The sequence below is a fragment of the Polyangiaceae bacterium genome (assembly GCA_020633205.1).
Lineage (GTDB): Bacteria > Myxococcota_A > Polyangia > Polyangiales > Polyangiaceae > JAHBVY01.
Genome location: JACKEB010000014.1, coordinates 56,725 through 82,966, shown reverse-complemented (window position 1 = coordinate 82,966; position 26,242 = coordinate 56,725). Strand labels below are relative to the sequence as shown.

At 63.7% G+C, this 26,242-nt stretch carries 22 protein-coding genes; 15 read left to right on the top strand and 7 right to left on the bottom strand.

Annotated features, from left to right (window positions below; translation table 11 throughout):
* The first annotated feature begins 40 nt into the window (after positions 1–40).
* The 6 genes from H6718_20400 to H6718_20375 all read left to right on the top strand — a co-directional run bounded on the left by H6718_20400 (position 41) and on the right by H6718_20375 (position 10,454).
* Positions 41–5,341 carry a DNA repair ATPase gene (locus tag H6718_20400; GenBank protein MCB9587776.1) on the top strand — a complete coding sequence of 1,767 codons (5,301 nt, stop codon included), beginning with the start codon at positions 41–43 and terminating at the stop codon, positions 5,339–5,341.
* A 62-nt stretch (positions 5,342–5,403) separates the two neighbouring features.
* Complete coding sequence (locus tag H6718_20395) at positions 5,404–5,691, top strand: rhodanese-like domain-containing protein (protein ID MCB9587775.1); 288 nt, start codon at positions 5,404–5,406, stop codon at positions 5,689–5,691.
* Between the two features lie 199 nt (positions 5,692–5,890).
* The gene (locus H6718_20390) at positions 5,891–6,880 is read left to right on the top strand and encodes a hypothetical protein (protein ID MCB9587774.1); all 990 of its coding nucleotides are present in this window, start codon (positions 5,891–5,893) and stop codon (positions 6,878–6,880) included.
* Positions 6,880–8,262: a hypothetical protein gene (locus tag H6718_20385; protein ID MCB9587773.1), complete on the top strand. Its 1,383-nt coding sequence runs from the start codon at positions 6,880–6,882 to the stop codon at positions 8,260–8,262. Before H6718_20390 ends, H6718_20385 begins: the two co-directional genes overlap by 1 nt.
* A 17-nt stretch (positions 8,263–8,279) precedes the next feature.
* Entirely contained in the window at positions 8,280–9,182 is a 903-nt protein-coding gene (locus H6718_20380) for a hypothetical protein (protein ID MCB9587772.1), read from the top strand.
* A 624-nt stretch (positions 9,183–9,806) separates the two neighbouring features.
* Positions 9,807–10,454, top strand: a complete 648-nt coding sequence (locus H6718_20375) for a hypothetical protein (GenBank protein ID MCB9587771.1) — start codon at positions 9,807–9,809, stop codon at positions 10,452–10,454.
* Positions 10,455–10,757: 303 nt separating this feature from the next.
* Here the strand turns inward: H6718_20375 and H6718_20370 are convergent, their stop codons facing one another.
* The 4 genes from H6718_20370 to H6718_20355 form a co-directional block, all read right to left on the bottom strand.
* Positions 10,758–11,012, bottom strand: a complete 255-nt coding sequence (locus tag H6718_20370) for a hypothetical protein (GenBank protein ID MCB9587770.1) — start codon at positions 11,010–11,012, stop codon at positions 10,758–10,760.
* Positions 11,009–11,569: a hypothetical protein gene (locus H6718_20365; GenBank protein ID MCB9587769.1), complete on the bottom strand. Its 561-nt coding sequence runs from the start codon at positions 11,567–11,569 to the stop codon at positions 11,009–11,011. Before H6718_20365 ends, H6718_20370 begins: the two co-directional genes overlap by 4 nt.
* A 336-nt stretch (positions 11,570–11,905) precedes the next feature.
* Positions 11,906–13,162 (bottom strand): hypothetical protein, encoded by a 1,257-nt coding sequence (locus tag H6718_20360; protein ID MCB9587768.1) that lies wholly within the window; start codon positions 13,160–13,162, stop codon positions 11,906–11,908.
* Between the two features lie 113 nt (positions 13,163–13,275).
* On the bottom strand, positions 13,276–13,779 hold the full coding sequence (locus H6718_20355; protein ID MCB9587767.1) for a periplasmic heavy metal sensor: 504 nt from the start codon (positions 13,777–13,779) through the stop codon (positions 13,276–13,278).
* Positions 13,780–14,047: 268 nt separating this feature from the next.
* On the opposite strand from H6718_20355, the gene H6718_20350 reads away from it, so the two are divergent.
* The 4 genes from H6718_20350 to H6718_20335 all read left to right on the top strand — a co-directional run bounded on the left by H6718_20350 (position 14,048) and on the right by H6718_20335 (position 16,957).
* The gene (locus H6718_20350; protein MCB9587766.1) at positions 14,048–14,518 is read left to right on the top strand and encodes a PaaI family thioesterase; all 471 of its coding nucleotides are present in this window, start codon (positions 14,048–14,050) and stop codon (positions 14,516–14,518) included.
* The gene (locus H6718_20345) at positions 14,515–14,970 is read left to right on the top strand and encodes a PaaI family thioesterase (protein ID MCB9587765.1); all 456 of its coding nucleotides are present in this window, start codon (positions 14,515–14,517) and stop codon (positions 14,968–14,970) included. Before H6718_20350 ends, H6718_20345 begins: the two co-directional genes overlap by 4 nt.
* Positions 14,967–15,944, top strand: a complete 978-nt coding sequence (locus H6718_20340) for a pyridoxal-phosphate dependent enzyme (protein ID MCB9587764.1) — start codon at positions 14,967–14,969, stop codon at positions 15,942–15,944. Before H6718_20345 ends, H6718_20340 begins: the two co-directional genes overlap by 4 nt.
* A 125-nt stretch (positions 15,945–16,069) precedes the next feature.
* Positions 16,070–16,957: an SDR family NAD(P)-dependent oxidoreductase gene (locus H6718_20335; GenBank protein MCB9587763.1), complete on the top strand. Its 888-nt coding sequence runs from the start codon at positions 16,070–16,072 to the stop codon at positions 16,955–16,957.
* Between the two features lie 21 nt (positions 16,958–16,978).
* On the opposite strand, the gene H6718_20330 is transcribed toward H6718_20335, so the two are convergent.
* Positions 16,979–19,123: a VWA domain-containing protein gene (locus H6718_20330; protein ID MCB9587762.1), complete on the bottom strand. Its 2,145-nt coding sequence runs from the start codon at positions 19,121–19,123 to the stop codon at positions 16,979–16,981.
* 216 nt (positions 19,124–19,339) lie between these two features.
* Positions 19,340–20,227, bottom strand: coding sequence for an SUMF1/EgtB/PvdO family nonheme iron enzyme (locus H6718_20325; GenBank protein ID MCB9587761.1), 888 nt, complete (start codon positions 20,225–20,227; stop codon positions 19,340–19,342).
* 218 nt (positions 20,228–20,445) lie between these two features.
* Here H6718_20325 and H6718_20320 point away from each other — a divergent pair, with 218 nt between their 5' ends.
* Positions 20,446–21,387: a hypothetical protein gene (locus H6718_20320; GenBank protein ID MCB9587760.1), complete on the top strand. Its 942-nt coding sequence runs from the start codon at positions 20,446–20,448 to the stop codon at positions 21,385–21,387.
* On the opposite strand, the gene H6718_20315 is transcribed toward H6718_20320, so the two are convergent.
* Positions 21,384–22,427: a pyridoxal phosphate-dependent aminotransferase gene (locus H6718_20315; protein ID MCB9587759.1), complete on the bottom strand. Its 1,044-nt coding sequence runs from the start codon at positions 22,425–22,427 to the stop codon at positions 21,384–21,386. The genes H6718_20320 and H6718_20315 overlap by 4 nt on opposite strands.
* Positions 22,428–22,769: 342 nt before the next feature.
* Here H6718_20315 and H6718_20310 point away from each other — a divergent pair, with 342 nt between their 5' ends.
* The 4 genes from H6718_20310 to H6718_20295 all read left to right on the top strand — a co-directional run bounded on the left by H6718_20310 (position 22,770) and on the right by H6718_20295 (position 26,206).
* Positions 22,770–23,366, top strand: coding sequence for a hypothetical protein (locus H6718_20310; GenBank protein ID MCB9587758.1), 597 nt, complete (start codon positions 22,770–22,772; stop codon positions 23,364–23,366).
* 33 nt (positions 23,367–23,399) lie between these two features.
* Entirely contained in the window at positions 23,400–23,936 is a 537-nt protein-coding gene (locus H6718_20305; GenBank protein ID MCB9587757.1) for a hypothetical protein, read from the top strand.
* Between the two features lie 54 nt (positions 23,937–23,990).
* Positions 23,991–24,722 carry a response regulator transcription factor gene (locus H6718_20300; protein ID MCB9587756.1) on the top strand — a complete coding sequence of 244 codons (732 nt, stop codon included), beginning with the start codon at positions 23,991–23,993 and terminating at the stop codon, positions 24,720–24,722.
* Between the two features lie 74 nt (positions 24,723–24,796).
* Entirely contained in the window at positions 24,797–26,206 is a 1,410-nt protein-coding gene (locus H6718_20295; protein MCB9587755.1) for an NAD(P)/FAD-dependent oxidoreductase, read from the top strand.
* The last annotated feature ends 36 nt before the right edge of the window (positions 26,207–26,242 follow it).

Genomic DNA, 26,242 nt, shown 5'->3' with positions numbered 1-26,242 from the left:
TTAGCCCACGCGGTCTCCCGCGTGGGCGGATGACGAATCGATGGCTGACGACACGCCAGAAAACCAGCGCGACCTCGAAGGCGGAAGCTACGAGCTCATCCGGACGCGCCTGGTGGAGCAAGCCAAACGCTTGGCGCAAGGGGCTGAGGCGCTAAACACCGAGCGTCGGGCGGCCTTCGGCGGGCAAGAACTCGCAGTAGTCGGCAATGAGCGCGTACGCACCGAGAACAACTGCGTTCCCCGCGATATCGTGATGGTCGAAGGCCAACTGCTATTCGGCTACAACGTCTTCATTGGCTTGCGCACGGAAACGCAAGTCGCAGATGTATTCAGCCTCCATCGCTTCATGCGCACCGGAGAAGGCTTTGACGTCTCCGCGATTGGCAAGGGGGAACACGCACGTTCTTTCCTCGAGGATACGCGCTTCGTGGAGCAGTTCCTCGAGCTGTATACGTACTACAAGGACGCAAAGCTGATTCAACTGACGCGCTCGGAGTCGAAGCTCCTCGCGGTCTTCCAAACCGGCGCCAGCGTGGACGACAAGCGCGTTTTCCGCTGGGGCTTGGACTCCGGCGGGCACGCGACGTACATCGACAATCGCGGAGAACGGGACCACGTCTTCCCCAAGAGCCACGACTTCACGTGGCGTGAGACGACGCGGGAGCAGCACGTCAAGGGCCGGCATCCTCACGTCAACATCGAGAACGTCGTCTTCGTCGAGTGTGTGGACGGAGATCTGACGATCAAGGTCGAGAACAACACCGAGACCGGTCAAGGCATCTACGCGGAGCCTGTGGATGATCCACGGCAGAGCCTGGACGACGCAAGCATCTCCTACGCGATGCTTGGGCACCTGGTGTTGCTCAGGATGATCCCCTACGGCGAGACCCAACCTCGCTACCTGGTCTTTGCGACGCGTACCCACAAAGTGGTGCGAGTCGACGCCATCGGCGCCGCGTGTGTCCAGCTGCCGGAAGATCACGGTGTGATTTTTCCCGGTGGCTATGTGCTGATGGACGGTCAACACAAAGTCTTCGAAGGAGACTACGAGCGCTTCCTCTTCGAGCGCAGCGTGCGCTCGCCAAACGGCGAAGACGTGCTCTACATCTTTCATGAGCGCGAACAGGGCGTGTATGCGCTGTTCTCCTACAACCTGATCCGCAAGGAAGTACAAAACCCCATCGTATGCAGCGGGTATTCGCTCTTCGAAGACGGCCGCATGGTCGTGTTCCGCCAGAGCTCCGAGGAGCCTACGCGGGTGCACCCGATGCAGTTCTGGCAGACGCCCTTCGTTTCGATCGAGCACGCGGCGAAGCAACCCGTAAAGGGTGGTCCGCTCGGCAAGGTCGGCAACGCGGAGCTGGTGCGAGGCATCAGTGATTGTTTGAGCCTCTCGCGCATGGCGATTGAGACGACACCTACCCGGCAGATCTACGAAGACCTGATCCGCGCCATCACGCGCACCAATGACACTTACTACTGGCTGGGTCAGGAGGAGCTCGGCGCTCTGGGACCGGTGCTCGGCGAGCTCCGCTCAACCGCCGAGCTGATCGTCGATGAGTTCGACAAGGTCGTTGCGATCAAGGAGCGCGCCCAAGCTGCGCTTGCGGAGGCGCTCGAGAAACAGCAGGCCCTCGAGGCTCGAATCCGCCCGGATTCGTTCAATGCCATCGAGCAGTTCATGCAAGGACTGACGGAGCTCAGGAACCAACGGGGTCACCTGATCAGCTTGCGGGAGCTTCGCTACATTGACACCGCCCGCGTGGACGAACTCGAGCAGGAGTGCGTCGAGCAGTTCGACCGGCTCAGTCAAGCGACGGTCGGCTTCCTGCTCGATGCGGCGGCCCTCGCGCCCCTTCAGACTCAGCTCGCGGAGTTGCTGGAAGGGATCGCGACGGTAGAAAAGACGCCGGAGCTCAAGCCCCTCAGTGAGCGCCTGGAGACCACCAGCGAGGGGCTCACGCTGATGAGCGAAGTCGTGGGCAGCCTCGAGGTCGAGGATCCGACCCAGCGCACGCAGATCCTCGAGCGCATTAGCGAGGTATTCGCCACGCTGAACCGCGTCCGCGCCACGCTCCACAACAAAAAGAAAGCACTGCAGAGCGCCGAGGGGCGCGCGGAATTCGCTGCGCAGTTCAAGCTGCTTGGACAGAACGTGCAGAGCAGCCTAAGCCTTGCGGAAACGCCTGACGGCTGCGACGAGCAGCTTTCGCGACTGATGATCCAGCTGGAAGAGCTGGAAGCGCGCTTCAGCGAATTCGACGACTTCGTCGCCGAGCTGGCGCAGAAGCGTGACGAGATCTACGAAGCATTCAACCAGAAGAAGCAGCACCTCCTAGACGAGCGCCAGCGGCGCGCCCAGAACCTGGTCTCTGCAGCAGAGCGCATCCTGAGCAGCGTCGCGCGGCGTGGACAGGCGTTCGGCGATGACGATGCGCTGAATGCCTACTTCGCCAGCGACCCGATGGTGATGAAGGTGCGCGATCTGGCGGCGCGTCTCGCCGAGCTGGGCGAAGCGCCCAAAGCCGAAGAGCTTACCTCGCGCCTGAAGCAGGCGCGGCAAGATGCGTTGCGCGGCCTCAGGGACCGTCAGGAGCTGTTCGAAGACGGCGCCCAACTGATCAAGCTCGGAAAGCACCGATTCGCCGTCAACACTCAAGCCATCGAACTCAGCCTGCTGCCGCTCGGCAATAGCTCCGAGGACGGAATGGCGCTCGCCCTCTCAGGAACTGACTTCCGCGAGGCAATCGCAGATGAGGCCTTCAACGAGTACCAAGACTGCTGGCATCAACAACTGATCAGTGAAACGCCCGAGGTGTACCGAGGCGAGTTCCTCGCGGCGAGCGTCCTCCACCAAGCTCGCAATGGTGAGGGCGGGCTGTCTCTGGCGGCGCTACGAGAAGCCCAGCTCAGCGACGGCGGCCTCGAAGAGCTGGTCCGCAAGCAGGCTGCCGCACGCTACGACGAAGGCTACGAACGTGGGCTCCACGACGCGGACACCGCGCTCATCCTGCAGGCTGCCCTGAGCCTCAGTGAATCGGCAGGTCTGCTCCGCTACGATGCCGATGCCCGCGCCCTTGCCGCGTGGTACTGGGCGAACCTTCACTCCCAGCGCGCAGCTAGCGAAGGCTCTGACGAGCGCGGTCGGAAGCGCGCACTTTACGCACGCAGGGCGGCGAGCCTCGGTCGGCTGCAGCGTCAACTCGGCGACGACCACGGCCTGAAGGAGCTAGGCCGGGAGCTGGGCGCTGAAATTGCCGAGTTCTATCGGCATGCTCGGCGGGTCGGCCCGGAGGAGTTGAGCGAGCTGGCGGGCGGCTACTTGGCGGAAGAGCTGGCGGGGGAGACCCCAAGCTTCGTCTCGAGCCCGGGCGCGGAGCAGCTCCGGCGGAGTTTCCTGACGGCACTCGAAGATAGCGGCGCGCGCAGTGCCTTCGAAGCCGATGTGCGGGAACTGGAGTACGAGCCCGAAGCACAGCTCGTCACTGTACGCACCTGGCTCAGCGCCTTCGCGAGCAAGCTCCCCGAGCTTGAAAAGGGCGGCGCGGGAAAACATATCTTGGAAGCCTCCGTGCTCGTGCTCTCCGAGCGCATCCTCGACTACCGGGCCAGCAGCGCCTTGACCGAGTGCATCGTGGAGGGCTTGCTCGGCGATCACCCGCGAATCGTGGAGGGTAAGCTCCAGCTGTCGATATCGGAGTTCGAGCGACGTCTTGGCCGCTTCCTCGCGGTGCAAGTGCCGCGCTTCCGCGCCTACCGCACCGCGCGCCAGAACTTGCTCGATGGAGAACGACGCCGGCTACGCCTGGATGAGTTCAAGCCGAAGGTGCTCAGCTCCTTCGTGCGCAACCGGCTGATCAACGAAGTGTACCTCCCGCTGATTGGCGACAACTTCGCGAAGCAGCTCGGCGCGGCAGGGGACAACAAGCGCACGGACTTGATGGGCTTGTTGTTGCTGATCTCTCCGCCAGGCTACGGCAAGACCACACTCATGGAGTACGTCGCCAGCCGTTTAGGCTTGGTGTTCATGAAGGTGAACGGTCCCGCCCTGGGGCACGGAGTGCACAGCCTGGATCCGAGCGAGGCCCCCAACGCGACCGCACGCCAGGAGGTAGACAAGATCAACCTCGCGCTCGAGATGGGAAACAACGTGATGCTGTACCTGGACGACATCCAGCACACGCACCCGGAGCTGCTACAGAAGTTCATCTCACTCTGCGATGCGCAGCGGCGTATCGAAGGCGTGTGGCAAGGCCGAACTCGCACCTACGACCTGCGCGGAAAGCGCTTCTGCGTGGTGATGGCGGGCAATCCGTACACGGAATCTGGGGAAAAGTTCCAGATCCCGGATATGCTTTCGAACCGCGCGGATACGTACAACCTGGGAGACATCCTGGAAGGCAAAGACGACGTATTCGCGCTCAGCTACATCGAGAACGCGGTGACCTCGAACCCGGTGCTGGCGCCCTTGGCCAGCCGCTCCACGCGGGACCTGCACGCCTTCATCCGTATGGCGCAAGGAGAGGAAGTACCGGCGTCGGAGCTGGAGCACGGCTACTCCGCGGTCGAGATCGGCGAGATCAAAGCCGTGCTGACGCGCCTATTCAAGGTTCAAGGCATATTGCTCAAGGTGAACCAGGCGTACATCGCCTCGGCGTCCATGGACGACAAATTCCGCACGGAACCCTCCTTCAAGCTTCAGGGCAGCTACCGCAACATGAACAAGCTCGCCGAGAAGGTGGTGAGTGCGATGAACGAGGCGGAGCTGCAGTCGTTGGTGGAGGTTCACTACTCTGGCGAAGCGCAGACGCTGACAACCGGAGCGGAACACAACCTGCTCAAGCTGGCAGAACTCCGAGGCACGCTGAAACCTGAAGCTGCCCAACGCTGGGAGGAGATCAAGGCTGGGTTCAAGAAGCACCTGGCGCTTGGGGGTTCGGAGACTGACCCGGTGGTACGCGTCACGTCCCAACTGAGCAGCCTCGGTGAGCAGTTGATCGCGATCCGTGAGAGCATTCGCGAGGCGACGGCGTCCAGAGACACACCCAGCAAGCTCGAGTGGGTGGAGGGCCATATTCAGGCGCTAAACCAGTCGCTGGAGCGCCTGGCGGAACCAAAGGTGGCGCTCACGGTTCGCAACGATCCGCCACCAGGCATCGACGAGCTGCTCGCGATGCAGGTCCAGATCATGGAGCAAACCTTGGTGCCGTTCGTGCGGGTTGCGACACAGCGTCTCGATGACAGCGAAGCCTTGCGCGAGCGACTGGATGAGTTTATCGCCCAGGTTAAGGCGATCGACGCGCGCCTGAAGGGCGCTCTCGGTCCGACATACGGCTCATGAACTCCCCCATCCTATACGCCGCTCTGGGTGCGGTGCTCGCCTGGCTCGTGATGCGCCTGATGATGCGCCGCGATCAGATCAAACCCGAAGATGCCCAACGCCTGGTCTCCGAAGGCGCGCTGCTGGTTGATGTGCGCACCACGGCAGAGTTCAACGCTGGGCATCTACCGGGCGCGATCAACATTCCATTGCACGAGCTCGGAAAGCGCGCGGTGGAGCTCGAGCCGAAAGAGCAGGCCATCGTGGTCTACTGCGCCAGTGGGATGCGCAGCCGGGGCGCTCGGCGCGTCCTTCAGCAGGCAGGTTTCAACGCCGTGAGCGACCTCGGCTCCGCCTCGCGTTGGAAATAGCCGTATCGCCAGAAGCCGACGGGTTGTCGCGTGTCTAGAAAGCTCCCGTGACGATGCAGGGATTGCCCACCTCAGTGCCCCGGCGCCCACATTTGGTGCTAGGTCATCCCGACGCCGAGTCGCGCGAGTGAGCGAAAGCGCAAGCAGTTAGAGGCCAGATGACCTTGCACTGCCCGAAGCGCTCCCGGAAGCTTGGAGAGTGAGACGACGTTCCAGGGGTGGTGGACGGTTCGGGAGCACGCTCGGCCACGCGGGCCATTTCCGCACGACTTTGCTGACGGGCGCGCTGCTGGGCGTGCTGGCCGTTGCGCCGATCGCCTCCGCGAAGCCGAGCTGGAAGGAGATTGCCGCGGCTAACAAGGCGGCCGCGAAGGGGCGCGCTGCGGAGAAGCGTGGCGACTTCCAGGCAGCCCTCGAGGCCTACGAAGAGTCGGGGGGCCACGTCGACAGCTCAGCCAACCGGCGTCGCCTCGCTCGGGCCAAAGCTGGGCTGGGGCGCTTCCTCGAGGCAAAGGCGGAACTCGATCACGTGTTGAGCGACGACAAAGCGAGCAAGGGTCAGAAGCAGAGCGCACAGAAAGAGCTTGATGAGCTGCTTCAGCGCATTCCCAAGATCGCTTTCGAGCTCCCTGGCGACTTCGCGGGTCAACTCGAGCTAGACGGCGCTAGCGTCACACAGCCGAGCGAGGCTCAGCTAGTGGATCCCGGTACGCACAAGGTGCGTGCCACGGCGGATGGCTTCGAGGACTTCGAGCTCGAGCTCGAGCTCAAAGAGGGCGAGAGCAAAACGGCGTCGATCGAGCTGACATCAGTGGCCAAACAGAGCACCTCACCCCCAAAAGCGGAGCCTAAGGAGGAGTCAACGTCCCTGGCGAAGCCGCTTGGTTATGTGAGCCTGGGGGTAGGGATAGTTGGCGTGGCTCTGGGAAGCTACTTTGGTCTACAGGCGAGGAGCACTCGCAACGACCTTGGGGACGCTTGCGTGCAAGATCGTTGCCCCGCGGATTTAAAATCCAAGTACGACGATGGCAAACAGCAGGCGTTGTTCTCCACGATCGGCTTCGGGGTAGGCACTGCAGGGCTCGTGACGGGAGTCGTGCTCTTGATGCTCGCACCCAGTGAGACGGAGCAGGGTCCCGTTCAAGCGGGCGTTGGTGTGGACTCGGTCTGGGTCTCGGGGAGGTTCTGATGACGCGGCGACTTGGGCTCTACACTGCGCTTGGCGCGCTACTGACCTGCGGCTGCAGCAACCTGCTCGACTATGACTCCCTTGAGTTCGAAGAAGCCAGTGGTGGCGCCGCAGGCCAGGGCGGCGCGGGAGGCAGCGCAAACGGCGGCTCCGGCGCGAGCAACGGCGGCAGCGATGTGGCGGGCGGAAGCGCCGTTGGCGGAAACGGCATTGGCGGCAGCGCGACGGGAGGAGACAGCGGGTCAGGCACGACCGGTGGCACGTCGAACGGGGGCACTAACGCCGGTGGCAACGGCGGCAGCGCGGCTGGTGGCAGCGGCGCGAATGGCGGCTCGGCGACCACTGGAGGCAGCGCAAACGGAGGCGCGGGCAATGGCGGCAGCAGCACGAACGGCGGCTCGAGTGGTCAAAGCCAAGGCGGCACATCCTCAGTGGGACCTTGCCAGGGCGTGACTTGCGGAACGACCGAGTACTGTGATCCAGCGGACAGCCAGTGCAAATGTCTCCCGGGTTGGACGGCCAGTGGCGGGAGCTGCGCTCCCAATCTCCCCGGGGATCCGGCAGGACACTCGCAGCAGGCGGTGTGCGATATGTGGAACTGGGGTCATCAGGTGGACGACGCCAGCCCCTGGACGTCCGGCGGCAGTCAGTGTGATCCGGGCACTACTTCACGCGTCGGACTGAATGACACGGTTCGACGCCTGAACGCTTTCCGCTGGCTGATTGGCCTAGGTCCCAGCGCAGACAGTCCTACCGCAGACGAAACGGGGCGCTGGTGCGCCGTGCTCGCCTCTTGGAATCCTCCCGGAACCGTCCCGGATCCCCACAATCCCCCGAGCAGCGCGACGTGCTACACGGCGGCGGGTGCAACGGGCACGGGCTCCTCGAATCTCGCCTGGGGTCCCCGGCACCCAGCCAACGCGATTGACCAGTTCGTGCAGGACAACGGCGTGGCCTCGTTGGGACACCGCCGCTGGATCTTCAACCCGCCGCTCGGGCCCGTGGGCATCGGCTACTACGCTGGCGGCGGCCAGTACGGTGACGCCCAGTGCCTAGGCGTGTTCGCCAGCAACGGCGGTGGTCCCAACCCGGACTGGGTCTCCTGGCCTCCTCCTGGGTTCGCACCGGTCTCCGTCTTTGGGTGGGCCTGGAGTTTCCACCATAAAAACAGCCTCTCTGGCGCGAGCGTCAGTGTCACCCGTGACTCAGATGGCATGAACATGCCCGTCAACGTGACGGCTCTCACCGGCGGCTACGGCAGCTTGAAGGCCATCAGCATCACCAAGAGCTGGTCTGCGAGCGTCGGCGAGTCCTACACGGTAACGGTTTCGGGCTTCACAGGCGGACCAGTCACCTACCAAGTCACCCCAATCAGCTGCTAAACCTCGCGTCGCAACCCATGACGCGGCGGATTGTCTCCTGGGGTGAGACCCTTTGGGATCTCTACGAGCAAGAACGCTTGCTCGGTGGCTGTGCAGCCAACGTCGCGGTGCACCTTGCCCAGCTGGGCTGCGCAACACACCTCGTCACGCGGGTGGGCAAGGATGAGTTGGGAACCGCAGCGATCGAGGCGCTCGCCGCGCGTGGTCTGGATACAAGCAACGTGCAGGTCGACGCTGAGTCGCCAACCGGCTGCGTCCAGGTTCGAATCGAGAAGGGCCAGCCACGCTTCAGCATCGCGGGCCAGGCAGCCTGGGACCGCATCGAACTCGACGACGGACTGCGCAGCCTGCTGCAGCAGGCAGACGCCCTGGTTTTTGGAACGTTGGCCCAGCGAACACCTCTCGGCTTCACCACCCTGCGTGAAGCCGTGGCGCTCAGCGCGGCGCGCTTCCGCGTGTGTGACTTGAATATCCGCCAACCCTGGGCGAGCCCGGAGGCGATCGAGCAGTCAGTGGCGCTGGCTAACGTGATTAAGCTAAACGCCAAGGAAGCCGAGACGCTGCGCCAGATCTACGGAATCGAGGATGTCTGTGCTTGGCTCCTGTCGCGCGGAACCGAGATCGTCGCCCTCACGTTAGATGCTCAAGGGTCCGAGCTTCACACCGCACGCTCGTGCATCCAGATCCCGCCGTTTCCCCTCTCGGGGACGACCATCGACGCGGTTGGGGCTGGAGACGCCTACACGGCGGTGCTCACGGCGCATTTGGTGGCGGGGAGCAGCCTGCAGCAGGCGGGGGAGGCGGCGTCTCGCTACGCGGCTGCCGTGGTCGGATTCCCTGGAGCGACGCCCCAAATCCCCGCGGATGTCCTCGAAGCGACGCGCCCGCGCGACATCTACGACAACGTTCCGGCTGGCTAGGCCCTACGTCCGACCACCATCGGCTCGGCGCTACGCCAATCACCCACCTTGTCGTGTGGCTGAGTCGCTGACTCGGCCGGTACAGCAGGGAAACGACGCAAACCCGGCGTGTGCGCGGTCTATTCCCAGTCCCCAGCGGAAACGCCAACGCCGCTTCATGAAGCGTGGGGAGCAGCGTGTTCCGGGCCGGAAACGCGGGGCAAAGCGCGCTTTCTGGGTTCCGCGGCGCCCGTCGTTCGGCCTCCCGGATAGGACCCTGCTCACGGAAGCGCTTCCGCCGCGCGGAAGCCAACTCGGGCCTCCGGTCGTGGCTCGGCGCTCCCTCCCGCGCAGCGAACTTCACGGCGGACTCGTATTTCGCCCGGAAACGCCTCGAGCCCGAGGGGCAAGCCAGCGCTCTGATCGCGCTATTCGGAATATCCCGCAAATCCTCCGCACGGACCGACCAGCGGAAACGCCTGTCTTTTCACACGCGGAACCAAGCCCTGGGTCACGCATGACCGCACAACAGCGTCCGAGCTGAGACCGCATGGAAAAGACGTGGCCTCCAAAATCGGTTCCGCAGACGATTCCGTATGCAACCTTCCGCTAGTCTTTCCGTGATCAATCAGCTAGGTTTCAGCGATGCCGAAGGGAACCAAGAAAAAAGGCGGACACAAATGGCCTGCTGCCGCGCGAAAGCGCCCAGTCGAGCCGCTCACCCTCAAGGATGCCTACGAGTGCGGTCGCATCGTATTCGAGCAGTTTGAGGACCAATCCAACCGCGAGATCGTGGAAGCGGAGAAGCTGAGCATCACGAAGCTCACGCTGCACCGCTGCTGCGCCGCGTACCGCGTGCTCTGCAACTTGAACTACACCCCGGAGAACTGCCCCTTCGGGTTCGGTATCGCCGCGCGTCTCGACCTCGTCGAGGAGAAGTACCAGGCGGGCCTGGCCAAGCGCGCTGTCGACGAGCAGCTCTCTACTCAGGAGCTCGAGTTCGCGATCGCCGAGCTACGCCAGAAGCACCCGCGCACCGCGGGCAAGCAGCCCATGCTGCGCTTCGAGCGTGCACTCGGTCGCCTGGAGCCCTTCACCGATGGCCACTTCAACCTGCTGGGTGATTTGGACCAGGCCTCGCAGCTGTCCGAGGACAAGCGCGGAGTGCTCCTCGCACGCGCCAGCCAGCTGCGCGGTGAGCTAGAGAAGGTCGAGAAGGCGCTGAGCTCCGGTGGCGGTGCGAAGCCCAAGGCCGCGAAGAAGGCCAAGAAGAAGAAGACCTCGAAGAAGTGAGCCCTGGGTTCGCGTCTTCGGGCGCGAACCGGCCAACTTCGACTCGGTCTGCGAAAACGGCAGACCGTTCGGTAAGGCGAGTCAGCGATTCGCCGAACGATGGACAAAGCAGGGCGTCGAGTGGATCTCGGCGCCCTCTGTTGTTTGTAAGCGCCTGTTGTTTGTAAGCGCCTGTTGTTTGTAAGCGCCTGTTGTTTGTAAGCGCCTGTACTTTGTAAGCGCCCGTACTCTTTAGGGGCGGAGCAAGAAAGCAAAACGGGCACCCAGCTGGGTGCCCGTTTCGTTTTGGGTCGGAGGCCTGAGCTACTCTCCGATTTCCTTCTCGAGCGCGTCTAGCTCGCTCTCCATGTTGGCACTGGTGATCTGCGTCTCCGCTTCGTCCTCGAAGTCTGCTTCCGTGGGGATATCTTCAGCGTCGTCAGTCGCCGCCGTCTCCCCGGTTGCCGCAGCCGTGCTGGTGGTTGCCGCGGCGGGCTTCTCGTCAGGCTTGGCTGCCTTGTCCTCGTTGCAGGCCAGCGCCAGCAGACCCGCAGCGATGAGTAGAATTGCGCGCTTCACTTCGCCTCCTCCGCGTTGTCCTTCTTCGCCTTCAAGGTCTCGACGTGCTTGTCGTGACGCGCCTTCTCTTTGGCGATCAGCGTGTCGCAGCGCTTCACGACCTCGTCCTTGCCTTCCGCCTTGGCTACCACGCGGATACGGTTGAGGCGGGCCATGCGCCGTGCGTGGATCTTTAGTTCCGCTTTGACAGCAGGGCGCTTCAAGTCGTCACCGAGCTTCTCCTTGAGCTCGTCGCGGCGTGCCTTGCGTCGCTCCTTGCGCTTGTCCTTCCACTCTTTCCAGGCCTCACGCACCTCAGCACGCTCCTCCTTTTTCTCGGCGTGCTTCTTCTTCCACTCTTCCTTCTCTTCGTCGGTCATGTTGTCGAGCTTCTCTTTGAGCTCTTCTTTCTTCTCTTCTCGCTTCTCTTTGCGATCCTCACGCCGCTCCTTCGCCTTCTCCTTCATGGCTTGGAGCTTCTCTTTGGGCGTCTTGGGCTCTGACATGGCGGGGATGCTCAAGGTCACTCCAAGAGCAATCGCGACACCCCATGCCGCGTGATGACGTGCAAGCTTCATTGATTTCCTCCTCGTTCGCTTCGACAGCGAAGCCTCAGGATACGCCGCTAACGGGCGAGTGGTCGCTTAAAGATCCTTATCCAACGATACAGGTCCAGGCCATTCAGGAGCCACAGCAGGTTGCCTTCGAAGGGCGAATGGATCGCGCCGGGCTCAGTTGTTTCCGACGTGGAGTCTGTGAACCCACAATGGATCCCAAACGAGCGTTTGAGTCTCGCTCTGAAACAGCGACGCTGTGCATGAAGTGGGCTACAGGAGCAAACCGCCACGTAGGGACGAGCAAGTCTGCAACATCCCGAGCAGAGCGGTCGCCTCTGCAAACCCCGTGTGTCTCGTTCAGTTTGGAAGGCTCGCGCTGAAGCGCACTGCGACGCCGGGGCTGAGGCGATAGCCGCCAGAATAGCGCTCGATCACGTCACGTAACCCAAGCTTCCGCAGCGCCGATACGGCGACGTACACGCGGTTCGCACCGGCCTCGAAGATTGGGGATTCGTCGGGCCAACCGGCGGCGATCAGGTCACCAACGCTGAGTGCCTGGATGTTGCCACTCAAACGCTGTTTGGCTAGTGCCTCGAGGATACGGCGCAACGCGGCGCGTGAACTCAAGTTGTGTTTCACACCGTCGGGGTTCACCACCCAGCTGGCTTCAGGGCCAAGTACGACGGCGTCTCGCAGCTCGATGCGCTCACCGGCGTCAGGCTCGAACTCACTACGGATCAGCTCGCCGAAGTAGGTCTCGCACCGCTCGCGGTCAGGGCAGACGCCAAGCTCGGCCCAGACTTGCTCGAGCCTATCCAGGGCCTCGGCGGCGCTCGCGCGCTCTCTGGCCGGTGCCGCAAGGATATGCTGACTCGCCCAGCCGAAGTGCTCGGCCGCCCTGGTCGGTCCGTCACCAGCGAAGATCTCCGGCGCGAGCTGCGGCAGCTCGACCAAGGGGATCAGGGAACGCAAGAACTGCGTGAGGGCATACACATCCGCCCCGCCGCTTGGCTTCGCTCCAGCGGCCACTTCGGGTGCAAAGTGCGCGTCATTGAAGCCAAAGGGCTGGGTGTTCTCGCGCAGCAACAGCACGTTGAAACCGAAACCCAACACATAAGGTCTGCCGTCCGACGCGAACAGCACATTGGCCCCGCCGAAGCCACCCAGGTGGAGCGGCGGGGAGTCGCCGCCACTCAAGGACTCAACACCGCTGAGCAGCCGAAACAACAGGCGCTCCATATGCGTCGCCGCCACGTAGGGCAGGCGCGGCCCTGCAAACGCCATCTGTTCCGCGAGCGCCTCGAAACTTGTTACCGCGTGGCAATGCACGAGCGCGACGGGATGCTCCGGGACGTCGAGCAGGTCCAAAGCCGGAACGTTCTCCAGCAGCGACGCGCTGAGCTCCGGGTCCAAGCGCTGATTCTGACCTCGCAACCATGCATGAGCGCGTGCGAGCTGGCTAAGGGCTGACAGCGCCTGGTCGCTGGGCACCCGCGGCGCTGGTACCACCAACACCACGGGCTCGTTTCGCGCCGCTTGGTCACGCGCGCTGTAGAGGTGAAATGCACCCCGCGAACGCAGCGGAAGTAGATCTTCGAAGCGTTGGAGCCACATGGGCAGATCGCTAGGTTAGCTCGACACAGGACAGTGCGGATGACCAAATCGTGCGCGGGCCCCGAGGCCCGCATTGCTCACTCTCGCAGCATTGCTGACGGCGGGGTCAGGGTTCAGCCGTCGAAGTCGCCGTTACCGCGAGGACCGCCACCACCGCGTCGACCGCCTTTACCGCCACGCATCCCGCGCCGGGCGCCCAGGAGCTTCGCCATTTCCTTTGGGGTAAGGATCTTCGCGATCTCTTTCTTCTCACTCTCACGCAGTGCCTGCTGCTTCTTCTGCGCGGCGTCGATGCCTTGGAGCGCCTTCTTATAGGCGGCCTGATCGTTGCTGTCAGCATCGAGGAGCTTCTTGAGCGCCTGGCGATTCTTCTTCATCTCTTCGCGGATCGCCTTGTGCTTGGCCTTGTTCTTCTGAATCACGGCCTTGATCTTCTCCATTTTCTCTTTGGAAATGCCGGCGCGCTCGAAGCGCTTGGCCTTTCCGCCACCTTTACCCTTCTTGGCGGCTGGCTTCGCCGCTTGGCCAACGGGTGCTCCCGGGGTCACGGCGGCCAAGGCGGGAGCCGCGGCGAGGGACAGCACGAGAGCGGTGGCGAGAGTCTTCACGTAACGCATGGTTTCTCCTGAACGGCGGGTAGCTGAGCCCTCAGCCCCAAAGCCGTACCCGCGAGCTCAGACCAGAATCGGCGCGCACTCGACACTCGGACACGGTTCGGAAGCGATGCCTGAGCAGCCGACACCGTTAAGCGGTACCTGTCTTTTTTGTCTTTTGTTGCTCTGGAGTGCGGTGCCGCCTCCCCCCCACACGCCAAACTTCCAAGGAATTGCGCTGCATTGGCCTCGGCCGTGCCCTTCCCTCACGAACGCTGCTAGCACCAGCACGATGGCCGATCGCCCCTCCGAAGACGAAGCCCTGGAGCGCTTTCGTCAGGTCTTCGATCAGTGGATCCCCCACAACAAGGCCCTGCAGCTGGAGTTCATGGGACACGCGCCGGGCATCGCCATGATTCGCTTGCCCTACGCCAAGCACCTCGTGGGCAATCCTGAGAGCGGCGTGCTGCACGGCGGCGCGATCACCAGCCTGATGGACGCCACCTGTGGCGCGTCGGTGTTCATCAAGCGGCGCAAGCCTGGCCGCATCGCCACCCTCGACTTACGCATCGATTACCTGAAGCCAGCCACGCCGGAGCTCGACGTGATCGCTCGCGCTGAGTGCTACAAGGTCACGCGTAGTGTCGCCTTCGTGCGCGGCATCGCTCATCACGGAAACGAAGACGACCCCATCGCTCATGCAGCGGGCGCCTTCATGCTGTTCGACGAACACTTTGGACCCAAGAAGGGCAAGCAATCATGAGCGCCGAACAGCCTTGCCTCGCGGATCTGGTGAACCGCGCGCGGGAGCAGTCCGATTTCGCCGGACTAGTCGCCGCCATTCCCTACGCGAATTTTTTGGGGGTGAGGATGGAGCTGCGTGACGGCGAATTGATCGGCGTCTTAGGCTTTTCTGAGCACCTCGTGGGTAACCCCGCTGTGCCGGCCCTCCACGGAGGCACCATCGGCGCGCTCTTGGAGTCGACGTCGATCTTTCAGGTGCTCTGGCAAGCGGACACCCTGGTGCTGCCGAAGACCATCAACCTCACCATCGACTACCTGCGCTCCGCAAAGCCAGAAGACACCTTCTGCCATGGGGTGATCACCAAACACGGCCGGCGTGTCGTCAATGTGCGCGCCATCGCCTACCAATCGGATCGTGAAAAGCCGGTCGCCTCGGCGAACGCGCACTTTCTCGTCGAACCTCGCGAATGAGTATGGGCTACGCCATCGCATTCTCCGATATCGAGGCAGCACGGGCACGCATCGAGGGCCGCGTGCATCGCACGCCGGTGCTCACTTCAAGCACTCTCGATCGCCTCGCAAAGGGACACCGCGGAGACGAGTGCAAGCTCTTCTTCAAGTGCGAGAACCTGCAACGGGTCGGTGCCTTCAAAATCCGCGGGGCAATGAATGCGGTGCTCGCTTTGAGCGACGAAGAGGCGCGCCACGGCGTCGTCACCCACTCGAGCGGCAATCACGCTCAAGCATTGGCCTTGGCCGCGAGGGAACGCGGCATTCCTTGTCATGTGGTGATGCCCATCACCGCACCCAAGAGCAAGCGTGCCGCTGTGGCGGGCTATGGCGCGCGAGTCTATGAGTGCGAGCCCACGGTAAGCGCGCGCGCTGCGGGAGCCATGCGCGTCTGCTCCGAGACCGGCGCGCACTTCGTGGCGCCGTTCGACTCCCCATACGTGATGGCCGGCCAAGGCACCGCCGCCTGGGAGCTCCTCGAGCAGATATCGGATCTCGACGCGATCATCACTCCGGTGGGTGGTGGAGGCCTCTTGAGTGGCTGCAGCGTCGCGGCGAAGCATGTATCCCCAGGGATCCGTATGTTCGGCGCGGAGCCGAGCGGCGCTGACGACACCGCGCGCAGCAAGGCAGCTGGCAAACGACTCGCCAACGAACGCGTGAACACCATCGCCGATGGGCTGCTGACCAATGTAGGGGAGCTCACCTGGCCGGTCATCGACGAACTGGTCGAAGCGGTGTTTACCGTCACGGACGATCAAATAGTGGATGCCATGCGGACGGTTTGGGAGCGCATGAAGCTGATCATCGAACCCAGTGCTGCCGTCCCCGTGGCGGTCGTGTTGAGCGAGCAGTTTCGGGCGCTTGGGCTCCGCCGGGTGGGTGTCGTGCTGTCTGGCGGCAACGTGGACCTGACCAAGCTTCCCTTCAAGTAAGATCCGCGCGGCAATATACCGGACGCCCGCAACTCTGACGGCAACGCCGAGGGTAGCTCCTGGGCCCCAAGCACCTGAGGAAGGGGGGGTTCCGCTGCGAGCCAATCGCGTTAGGCTCCCAGCTCATGACGCGTCGAGTGCTGATAACGGGAGCGAACAAGGGCATCGGACAGGCCACCGTGGCCGCGGCCCTGGAACGTGACCCAGAGTGCTTCGTTTTCCTTGGTTCGCGCTCCAAGGAACGCGGAGAAGCTGCAAAAGCGGAACTCAGCGCCGAGCGGAGTGGCTGGGCAGAACGCATCGAAGTGTTGGGTTTGGATGTGGCGGACGACGCTTCCGTAGCCGCGGCTGCGGAGCATGTGGCGCAGCGCTACGGTCGGACTCCGGCTCCGCTCTCGGGGATCGTCAACAACGCAGGCATCGGACTTGGGAGCGCTGACCTCGCCACCATCCTCGACGTGAACACCCGAGGGCCCAAGCGAGTGATTGATGCGTTCTTGCCGCTGCTTGTGGAAGACGGACGCATAGTCAACGTCTCGTCCGCCTCGGGACCGATGTTCGTCTCGGGTTGCAGCGAAGCTCGGCAAGCGGAGTTCACCAATCCCGGCGCAACTTGGCAGACAGTGGAAGCGCTGATGAAAGAGGCACTGGACGTCAGGGCAGCGGGCGGCGACTTCGCGGGTGCGGGTTTGGGTGAGGGTAACGCCTACGGTCTCTCGAAGGCGCTCCTCAACCTCTACACGATGAGCCTCGCCCGGGAGTACCCACGGCGCACGATCAACGCGTGTACGCCAGGCTACATCGCAACGGACCTCACCCTCCCCCACGCCAAGGCGCGCGGCATGGATCCCGCAGCGATGGGCATGAAGACTCCGAAGGAAGGCTCCCGGGCTTCAATCCACCTGCTGTTCGGCGAGCCAGGCGGCAGCGGCTGGTACTTCGGGAGCGACGCTCAGCGCAGCCCCCTGGATCGCTATCGCTCCCCAGGGGACCCGGCGTACACCGGCGCCTGATTTCATTACCTCACGGAACCGCTAGTTGCAGGCAGCGACCGTCTGCACCTTGGGGCTCGTGGCCTGACGCACATTGGTGCAGAACTCAGGACACAGCGTGATCGACGTCGGGCTGGTGGCGTCGTCCAGGTAGTACGCCGGTGCGCTGCCGCACTGCGCCTTGGACGGCAGCTTGACGACGTTGGTCGAGCTGACGCCAGAGGCTTGGTACGTGAGCGAGAGCCGCGCTGGGCTCACCCCGTTCGGGTACTTGTACTCGCACAAGCGCTCAACCCTCGCGACCTCGTTCAAGATGCCTTCGAAGCGCGCTGGCGTCGCTCCCGATGCGTCGTACTCGATGCACGGCGGCGTATCCAACGTGGAGCAGAAGTTGCTGTGGGGTGACACACCGCTGTCCGCCAACACGGTCTCCACGTCGGTGATGTCCTGGGCATCGAATGGATCGATGCCGCCCCAGTAGATGGGGATCTGCGTAGCCTCGTAGTGCGTCTTCACCAAGCCCGCGAGCACCGTGTTACTGAGTTCACAGGTGTTGGGAGTGAACGCGTCACTGAACAACACGGCAACCATGTTGCGCCCCGTGTGCGTGTTCGCCGCCGTGTAGTCGATCACACCGCGAATCGCCGCCTCGGTGTTGGAGGAGCCGTTCGGGGTCGTGGTATTCAGCGCGTTCAGGATGGGAGTCAGGTTGGTCGGCAACACACCATAAGGTACCGCCGGTGCCCCAACCGCAGTGCACGCGCTCGATAGACCCCAGAAGTTGAGCGCGACGCCAATCCCGGCGTTGTTGCTGGTGTTCGCGAAGTCGTAGACACCCTTGATCTGCGCGCACCAGCGGCCGCTACCGCCGGACGTCGCAGTGCAGGTGCCCCCACTCATGCTGCCGGTCGCATCCAGCATCAGGTACATGTCGAGAGGCAGGGGCTCAGCGTCAGTGGTCGTCGGTGAACAGGTCACGCACGAGCCACCAGAGCAGACCTTGCCAGTGGCGGCGCAGTTGGTTCCTCCCGGATTCGTTCCTGAGCCCGTCGCGTTGCAGGTAGTGGCACGGTCGCCTTCGCAGGTCGGTTGGTTCGGCGTGCACAGCTGATCTTCGCAACCCGTCGCCACATCGCAGTACTGGGTGGTCGTGCACAGTTGCTCGACGGTGTAGTCCAGGCCGTCCGCGTTACAGTGACGATACTCGTTGCCGGAACAAGAGTACTGATTCGGGACGCAGACCAGCGACTTGCATTGATCGTCCGCGCACACTTGGCCCGTCGCCGTGCAGTCGGTCGATTTCGCGACTGACAAGCCGTCAGCAGCGCACTCTTCCAGCTTTTCCCCCGCGGAATCGCATGCGGTGACCCCGGGCTCACACACCCAAGCATCGCAGGTCGCCATCGCACCCGCCTGAACACAGGTGGTGCTGCCGGGGCAGTCGACCACTGGCAACCAGCTGTCGCCGGTGTCCGAGCAGGTCGTGATGCCGCCGCCCTGGCATCGCTCGTAACCGGCTGAGCACACGTCGGCCAGGCACTCCCCAAGCGAGCAGTAGTGGTCCTCTGCGCAGTCAGCGTTCTTGGTGCACTCCACGCAGTAGCCCGCAGCGCGATCACACAACAGACCGAGGGGCGTGCAATCGTTGTCGGAGTCGCAGCCGGGCCTGCACTTACCGCCTGCACACAGTTCCCCCTCGCTACAGTCGGCGGTCTCGACGCACTGCACGCAACGGCTCGAGGCCGGATCACAGACTTGACCGTTGGGACAGTCGAGGGAGTTCACGCAAGGGGTGAACGGCACGCACTGGTTCAGCAGGCAGTCGTTGTTTTCCGGGCAGTCTTCTGGCGCCACACACTGCACACAGAGCTGAGTGACTGGGTCGCAGATGTTGCGGTTCCCGGAGGCATTCACGCAGTCGAGGCTGTTGCTGCAGTTGGTCGGGCCGCTGCCACCGGTGCCAGCGACACCAGCCGTCCCCGCATTGCCTCCCGAACCAGCGCTGCCTGCACTGCCGCCGCTAGCCGCGCTACCGCCGTTGCCAGCGTTCCCGGCCGCCCCCGCGGCGCCTGCCGCCCCAGCAGCCCCAGCGCTCCCGCCAAAGCCCAACCCCCCGGAATCGGAGCCCCCACAACCTTGCACCACCAACGCGACCGCGATCGCTGCCCCCAAGCCTAGACGTGTCACGACCCCTCCTACGCTTCGGGCGTCCGCCACCTTTCCGGCGCCCGGCGGGAGCTTCGCACAAAACCGCGTCGAGGGTCAGAGCCCCGCGGAGGCCGACCCTTTCCCGGATGGGATTGGTCGATAGTTTGAGCCTAAACTATCGTCATCGCAGTGAAACCGGACGGCGTGCGATATCGCGCAACCCGAAGAGCAGTGTTCCGGAGCAGGCGTTCCAGCTCAGGGATACACACACCGAAAGCCAATGTGGGGAGCTCGGAAACCCTCCGGTGAGCCCGTATCCTCCAGGCGCTCGAGGGACCAGCTCTTGAGCTCAGCCGCACCCCGAGAGCGGTACGACCCGCCGCGGGCGACGTAGGAGCCGTCCGCCTCACGAGTCCACTCCGCGACGTTGCCAGAGAGGTCGAACACGCCGTCAGGGGTAGCACCGTCTGGCATCGTCCCGCTCAGCTCTGGTCCACGCGCATTCGTGCCGCACGGCCCCGTCACCCTGCCAAAAACCGCCCGTCGACACACCAGCCCAGTGTTGCCCCAGGGAAACTTTCTTGCCTGAACGCCTGCAGCAGCAAACAACCACTCGTCGCTGCTCGGTAGCCTGCCACCATCGGCTCGACAAAGGTCACCCGCCTGAGTCGGTGTGAGATCCGTCACTGGGCGCCCGGGTTCCTCGTCGAGCTTGCCCTTGCAGCCACCGCGAGCCACACAGCCGTTCCAGCGCTGGGCGGTCACCTCGTACGCGTCGATCGCAAAGGCAGGCACCTCGATCACCCGAGCGTCGACGACACCCTGGGCTTCCCAGTCACTGGGACCGAGCTCGAGCCTGCCGCCCGCGATCTCTACGCGCTCAACCGGCACCACACACCCGACGCGCACCGCCCGCGAGATGCGTTGCATGTTCCCAGGACAATCCGTTGGGGCGTCCATGCACGTATCCCCGAGGAGGCGCTGACCTTCCCCACAGCAACGCGGGCCTTTGGCGACCAATCCTGGCGTGCAACGCAAGGAAGCTTCGCGCTCGCGGATCGCCGCCCACACGACGAGGCCACCGATCCCGATACTGATCAGGACGGTTCCAACGCTGAGGGGTACTTTGAGCTCGGGGCTCATGCGCGGCGGAGGGTAACCCTTGAGCCCAGCCCATGCTCCCCCTTTGGTCCGCTTGACCCGAGTGGGTGGGATGCGCTACCACACTAGTAACTCCTATCTGAGTCACTACTGGACTTGTGACTCTCAGGGCGACCCGCATGCAGCATAACCACAAGTTTTGTTTGAGTTTTCCCGCATTGCTCCTGGCCCTCATCGGGTGCTCCTCTGCTCCTGAGGCAGTGGAAAGCCGTGGAGCGGCGGTGGACGAAGGCAGCGGTGCGGACGCCGTCCTGACCTTCAGCGCCGACTATTCGGAGGCCATCAGCGCCCCCCTCGAGGCCGGCGGTCGAGTGCGGATCAGCTACGACGCGAGCCGCACTCCATGCACGAGCTACAAGTACGGACAACCGGCGTACTCGGTGCTCGCGCACTGGCGCCTGGACGGCGGGGACGTTCAAACCCTTCAGGTCGCTGGCTTCGAGAGCTACCCGGGCGCGATCGACGCGAGCTTCGTGTTGCCTGGTGCAGGTGATCTGGAGCTTTGGTTCGAGAGCAGCGATGTCTACGGCTGCCACGCCTGGGACTCGGACTTCGGCGTCAACTATCATTTCCCCGTGGCATCAGCGTCTAGCGTGGAAGAGCCGGCCTGGATGGGCAACACCGCCTACGTCATCAACCGGCAGACGTGCGGCGCCACGGCCTGCGACTCAGACCGCCGCTCCTTGGATGACGGTTTCGCATACGACTCGTACGCGCGCCAGCGCGCGGCGGTGCGCTCTGCGTTCTTCGACGTGTGGCAGCCCGGCGTAACCGATTGGGACAACCCGGATCTGTGGCAACAACTCGACGCGCGGGTCTACTACCGCTTCACCGACGGCGGCGACAACGCGACGGAGTGGAGCTTTGAGTACGTGAACTTCCAGAAGCGCGTCGGAAACGACGCCCGCTACGAGTTGCCGCTCCGGCCTCACGACGTCCTCGGCGGCTACACTCGCACCAGCGCCGACCAATGCCCGGATGTACCGCTCGAGGTGGTCGAGGTCGCCGGGACGCCCACGTACGTGCGCACACATTTCGAGTTCTACTTCACAGTCAACGGGCGCGTACTCCAGGCAAGCGGCGGGACGCCGTTCGAAGGCGTCTTTGAAGACTACTACGGCCTGTACACGCCCTGCTTCTAGCCTGCAGAAGCGCTCGGGGCTCGTTCCCCGAGCAGGCCGAGCGCTTCAACCAGGGCATCTTCAACCAATGTGAAGCTCAGGCGCATGCCTTGAGGCGCACCGAAAAATTGCCCCGGGGAAATTGTGATCCCAGCCTCGTCTCGCAGCGTTTCGAGCCACGGCATCAGGTTTGCCCCGTCTCGCCTCTCTAGCCAGACGAACAGCGACTGCTCGAAGCCGGGATGCGCCGTCAGCCACCCCTGCTGACTTGCAGTCCAAGTATCGACCAGCGCGCGTTTCCCCCGTTGGAGCTTGGTGACGCGCTCCAAGAGCCAGGTCGCCTGTTCAACCGCTGCGGCGCCCCAAGCAAAGCAACCAGGTGGGGCGTTGCCAACGCTGAACAGCTCGCTGCGCCTGAAAGCTGAGACCAGCTCCCCTGGCGCGGCGATCCACCCTGCGCGCGCCCAGGGCACGCCCAGGCACTTGGTGGTGCTGCTCACCGTGATCAGGTTCGGCGCCTTACCAAACGCCGTGCTCACGGGCATGGCGAGCTCACGATAGACCTCGTCCACCAACAAGTAGCGCCCCTCGAGGCCGTTTGCGAAGGCCACGAGCTGCTCGTCGCTGAGCACTGCCGCCGTTGGATTGTGGGGGTTACTCACGATGACCAAGCGGGGCTCGACCCCCAGGTGGTCCAACATCGCGCCCACATCTTCTCCTCGCGGAAACCTTACGACGCGCGCGCCAAGCGCCTCAGGTATACGCCACAACGGTTCGTAGCCCGGCTCTTCAACTGCGACGCAGTCGCCGGGTTTGAGCAAGCCCTGGCAGACCGCGAACAACGCACCAGAAGCCCCCAAGGCAGGCACCAGCGCTTCGACCGGCACCTGATAGCGACCCGCGATTGCCCAAAGGAAGCGTTGACGTGCCTCGGGGTCGTCCGCGGCCTCGTATCCGAGCTCACTCGCCTGCACGGGTGGGGCGCCGCTACTCGCGAGATCGAAAGGGGTCTTACCGAAGTGCCGAATGGCGTACTCGAGGTAGTCGATGGTGGGCAGCACGGCGCGAGCATAGCCCCTCGCGCAACGAATGCGAGATGGGGCGGTCGGCGGAGGTGTTTTGGTGGTTTTGCGCCACCATCGGTGTGTTTGGCGCATCACCGCCACGCGAACTTGGAGATCTTGAGGTCCCGCGCCCGGACTTTCGCCACCCGCTGCACAGTTTGGCACAGCGCGAGCGGGACGCTTGCACGTCGTGTGTCACCCCTGGGCCATTGATTCCTCAAGGATATACGAATCGGACATTCCAGATGGAAAGCAAGGACCCCATATCAGCGCCATTACGGAAAAGTCTTCGCGGAACGCGAGCTACCGTGCGGCGCGCATCTTGGGTAGGCTAAGGGCATGAAAGCGTTTGCAGTTGTCTGTCTAGCAGTCCTGGCTACCACCGCGTGCGGCGGCTCGACCGATGACAACGCTGGTTCCGCAGGGAGTGCGGGCAACGGCGGCAGTGGAGGCAGCGCAGGGAGTGGAGGCAGCGCAGGCACCGGTGGCGTCGCCGGAGCAGCAGCCAAGGAGTGTATCGAAGGCGGCGGCTGGTGTGCCTACACCGACGGCACGTGCGGCCAGAGCGTCGACTGCTTCTGCCAAGCTCAGCGCCCCCAGGTCTGCGATCCCGTGGACCACTGGGTGTGCGGATGCGACGGGCAAGCGTACCACGGGGAGTGCGAGGCCCAGCGGGCCGGCGTAGACATCAACCGCACGGAGTGGACCTGTGCCTCTGGCGAGTACCAGCGTGGCCGCTGCGGCTTCTTACAGTGTGCGAACGAGGAAGTCTGCCAGGCAACGTATACGGACCGCCCGGAGCCTTCTAGCTACGACTGCGTGCATGTTGGCCAGTGCTACACCTGCGACTGCTTGACTCCGAAGATCACCGATGCGAACTGCGAGTGCGTAGAGCCTGTGGGTCAAGAAGCGCGCATCGAGTGCCATCTCCAGTAAATTTCCTCCCGGATTCAATAGCGAGGCTCCCCAATGAAGACGACCAAGCTCTCACTCTTGGCCACCGCCCCGCTCATGGCCGCCGGCCTGCTGCTCAACGCTTGCAGCTCCTCCGATGACTCCACGGGTAGCCAGTTGAGCGCCGCGGAGAAGGCTTGCAAGGATCGGGGCGGCTGGTGCCAATACGGAGGCCTGGCGTGCGGGGAGACTTCGGAGTGCATTTGCCGCGAGGGGAGCCCAGATGACTGCAGTCAGTTCCCCTTCGCTGCGGTCTGCGGCTGCGACGGCCAAGTGTACGACAACGTCTGCCTCGCCTGGCAGCAGCGCACGGACACCCGAAGCGGCTGGAGCTGCAGTGAACCGGAGGGCACCACGCCGTGTGGCTGGGTGCGCTGCAGCGCGGAGAGTCAGGCCTGCCTCGAGTTTTGGACGGATCGCCCCGAACCATCAGCGTACCGATGCCAGGAGATCGGTGACTGCACGTCTTGCGATTGTGTTCAGCTGGACCCGGACTGCACCTGCTCGATGGTTGGAGGCCGGCCGTACATCGAGTGCCACGCCCTACTTTGAGCTGGAGCCCGCGGAAGTTCTCGCGCCACGCTCAGACTCCGTTACGCTTGCGGGATGGGGGCGCTGAGCGCTGGGCTGATCACGGAACTCGCGTTCGCCGCTAGCGACTGGAGCAGCGTCGAGACTCAAGTGCTCACGCTCTTCGAGCAGCACATCGGCGGGGATACGTTGTTCTTCGCTGACGAGCGGGGACCGAGCGACGCGACTCGCGGCGTGCTCGTCGACTACCTGGCTGAGGTTCGGCCACTGTGGCCGTCGTTCAGCTTGGAGCTTTACCCCATGGCAATGGCGGCGCAGCAACGTGGCGGCGTGCTGGTGGACTCCGACGTCTTCGGCACGACGATGCGTGCGATGGCGCACTACCAACAGGTGATGGCGCCGGTGCGCGGCCGCACGACGCTGATCGGCGCGCTCACCCATCGCGGGCAATTGCTGCAAAAAGTGGCGATCGGTCGCTGTTGGGGCTCGCGGGACTTTCGGGATGCTGACGTCAGTGCGTTGCGCGAGGTGATCGGCGCACTCAGCTTGGCTCGGGCGGCATTCATGGCTCCTCCCCCCCAAAATCGAGGGCAGCAACCGCCAGAGCAGCGCCATGAGTTTGGGCTGACAGCGAGAGAGCAAGAGGTGGTCAGCTACCTGAGGCTTGGCTACACGAATCGCGACATCGCTCAGGCGCTGGGGACCAGTGTCAAAACCGTACGGAATCAGCTGAGCGTGGCATACAGCAAGCTAGGTGTTGCGAATCGCGCTGAGGCCGTGGGGCTCTTGTCAGCCAAATTCAGCTAGATAGGCCCTGCCAACACGAGCCATGGGACACTTGTCCCATGGTGCTGCTGCCTGCCTGACGCGAACCTTCAGGCATGGAACGACGCTATGACGTGATCATCGTTGGGGCCCGTTGTGCCGGTGCGAGTCTCGCCGCATTCCTCTCGCGCGGAGGCATGAAGGTGCTGATGGTCGACAAGGCGCGTATGCCGAGCGACCAAGTCTTGAGCACGAACACCTTGCACAGGACTGGTGTTTCCGTGCTGGATGAGCTGGGACTCGGGACGGCGCTGAGGCAGCTCTGCCCGGCGATGACCAGCATGCGCTATGACTGGTTTGGGGCGATCCTCGATCTGGATATCACGGAGCGCGCAGAGTACTGCCCGCGCCGCTACTCCCTGGATGGGCTGCTGCAAGAGGCGGCGCTGAAGAGCGGCGCAGAACTCTGGGACAGAACCAAGGTGAGCGGCTTGATGACCGAGAGGGGGCGAACCGCTGGGGTGTACCTGACCCGAGCAGACGGCACGTCAGGCAGCGTACGCGCAGACCTGGTGGTTGGCGCGGATGGGCGCAAGAGCCGCGTGGCGCAGTGGGTGGGGAGCGAGGAGCTGCTCGGCTACGACGCCCCGCGCGGCATGTACTGGAGCTACTGGCCCGCGCCTCGAAGCTGGGGGCACAGCCACCGTTTCCCCGCGGGAATGTATCTCTATCGCAGGGGTGAACACATCTCGGTGGCGTTCCACGCCCAGGACGATCAGCTGCTGATCGGCACGCTCCCGCTCAACTCCGAGATCGATGCCTTCAGACAACGACCACTGGACAGCCTGAGAGAACGCGCGGCACAGGTACCGGCCTTCGAAGAGACCGTGCAGCAGGAGCCTTGCGAAGCCGTGCGCGGCTATCTAGCGCAACGCTATTTCGTGCGCCGTCCAGTGGGTCCCGGTTGGCTCTTGCTGGGAGACGCAGGCGTGCACAAGGATTTCGTCTCCGGCGATGGGATCAGTGAGGCATTGCTCCAGGCCCGCTCAGCCGCGCAGGCGCTCCTGAGCAACACCCCGCGGGACATCGCCTTGGAGCGCTGGTGGCGCCAGCGAGACGTTGATGCCCTCCCGTTGTTCTTCCACAGTCAAGACGTCGCCCAACCAGGCAAGCCGGGCGAACTCGATCGCCTGGTGCTGAACAAGGTCGCTGAGGACGCGGAGCTCAAGCGGCGCTTCGCCGGCACGATGATTCGCGAGTCCAATCCCTACGAAATGCTCAGACCGACGACGGCGGCAGGTTGGGTGCTGAGGGCCGCGCTGCGAGGCAAGCCAGGGATCCTCTCCGAGTTTTTATCACGTGGAAAACGCGTCGCCGCGGTGAAGCGTGAACTCGCGCTGCGCGAAGCGCTGCTTCGTCGCGCTACCAGCGAGGCGTGGGCACCGACCACAGCGCAGTCGACTGAAGCGCAGGAGACAACACCAGCGCAGCAAACCCCCGCAGAGCAGAATCCAGCAACAGCGTGATTGTACAGCTGCGCGCGCCGTGATTGCCAACTCGTT

Coding starts and splice junctions, on each gene's coding strand:
- H6718_20400 (MCB9587776.1), top strand. CDS start 41: ATGGCTGACGACACGCCAGAAAACCAGCGCGACCTCGAAGGCGGAAGC.
- H6718_20395 (MCB9587775.1), top strand. CDS start 5,404: ATGCGCCGCGATCAGATCAAACCCGAAGATGCCCAACGCCTGGTCTCC.
- H6718_20385 (MCB9587773.1), top strand. CDS start 6,880: ATGACGCGGCGACTTGGGCTCTACACTGCGCTTGGCGCGCTACTGACC.
- H6718_20380 (MCB9587772.1), top strand. CDS start 8,280: ATGACGCGGCGGATTGTCTCCTGGGGTGAGACCCTTTGGGATCTCTAC.
- H6718_20375 (MCB9587771.1), top strand. CDS start 9,807: ATGCCGAAGGGAACCAAGAAAAAAGGCGGACACAAATGGCCTGCTGCC.
- H6718_20365 (MCB9587769.1), bottom strand. CDS start 11,569: ATGAAGCTTGCACGTCATCACGCGGCATGGGGTGTCGCGATTGCTCTT.
- H6718_20360 (MCB9587768.1), bottom strand. CDS start 13,162: ATGTGGCTCCAACGCTTCGAAGATCTACTTCCGCTGCGTTCGCGGGGT.
- H6718_20355 (MCB9587767.1), bottom strand. CDS start 13,779: ATGCGTTACGTGAAGACTCTCGCCACCGCTCTCGTGCTGTCCCTCGCC.
- H6718_20350 (MCB9587766.1), top strand. CDS start 14,048: ATGGCCGATCGCCCCTCCGAAGACGAAGCCCTGGAGCGCTTTCGTCAG.
- H6718_20345 (MCB9587765.1), top strand. CDS start 14,515: ATGAGCGCCGAACAGCCTTGCCTCGCGGATCTGGTGAACCGCGCGCGG.
- H6718_20340 (MCB9587764.1), top strand. CDS start 14,967: ATGAGTATGGGCTACGCCATCGCATTCTCCGATATCGAGGCAGCACGG.
- H6718_20335 (MCB9587763.1), top strand. CDS start 16,070: ATGACGCGTCGAGTGCTGATAACGGGAGCGAACAAGGGCATCGGACAG.
- H6718_20325 (MCB9587761.1), bottom strand. CDS start 20,227: ATGAGCCCCGAGCTCAAAGTACCCCTCAGCGTTGGAACCGTCCTGATC.
- H6718_20310 (MCB9587758.1), top strand. CDS start 22,770: ATGAAAGCGTTTGCAGTTGTCTGTCTAGCAGTCCTGGCTACCACCGCG.
- H6718_20305 (MCB9587757.1), top strand. CDS start 23,400: ATGAAGACGACCAAGCTCTCACTCTTGGCCACCGCCCCGCTCATGGCC.
- H6718_20300 (MCB9587756.1), top strand. CDS start 23,991: ATGGGGGCGCTGAGCGCTGGGCTGATCACGGAACTCGCGTTCGCCGCT.
- H6718_20295 (MCB9587755.1), top strand. CDS start 24,797: ATGGAACGACGCTATGACGTGATCATCGTTGGGGCCCGTTGTGCCGGT.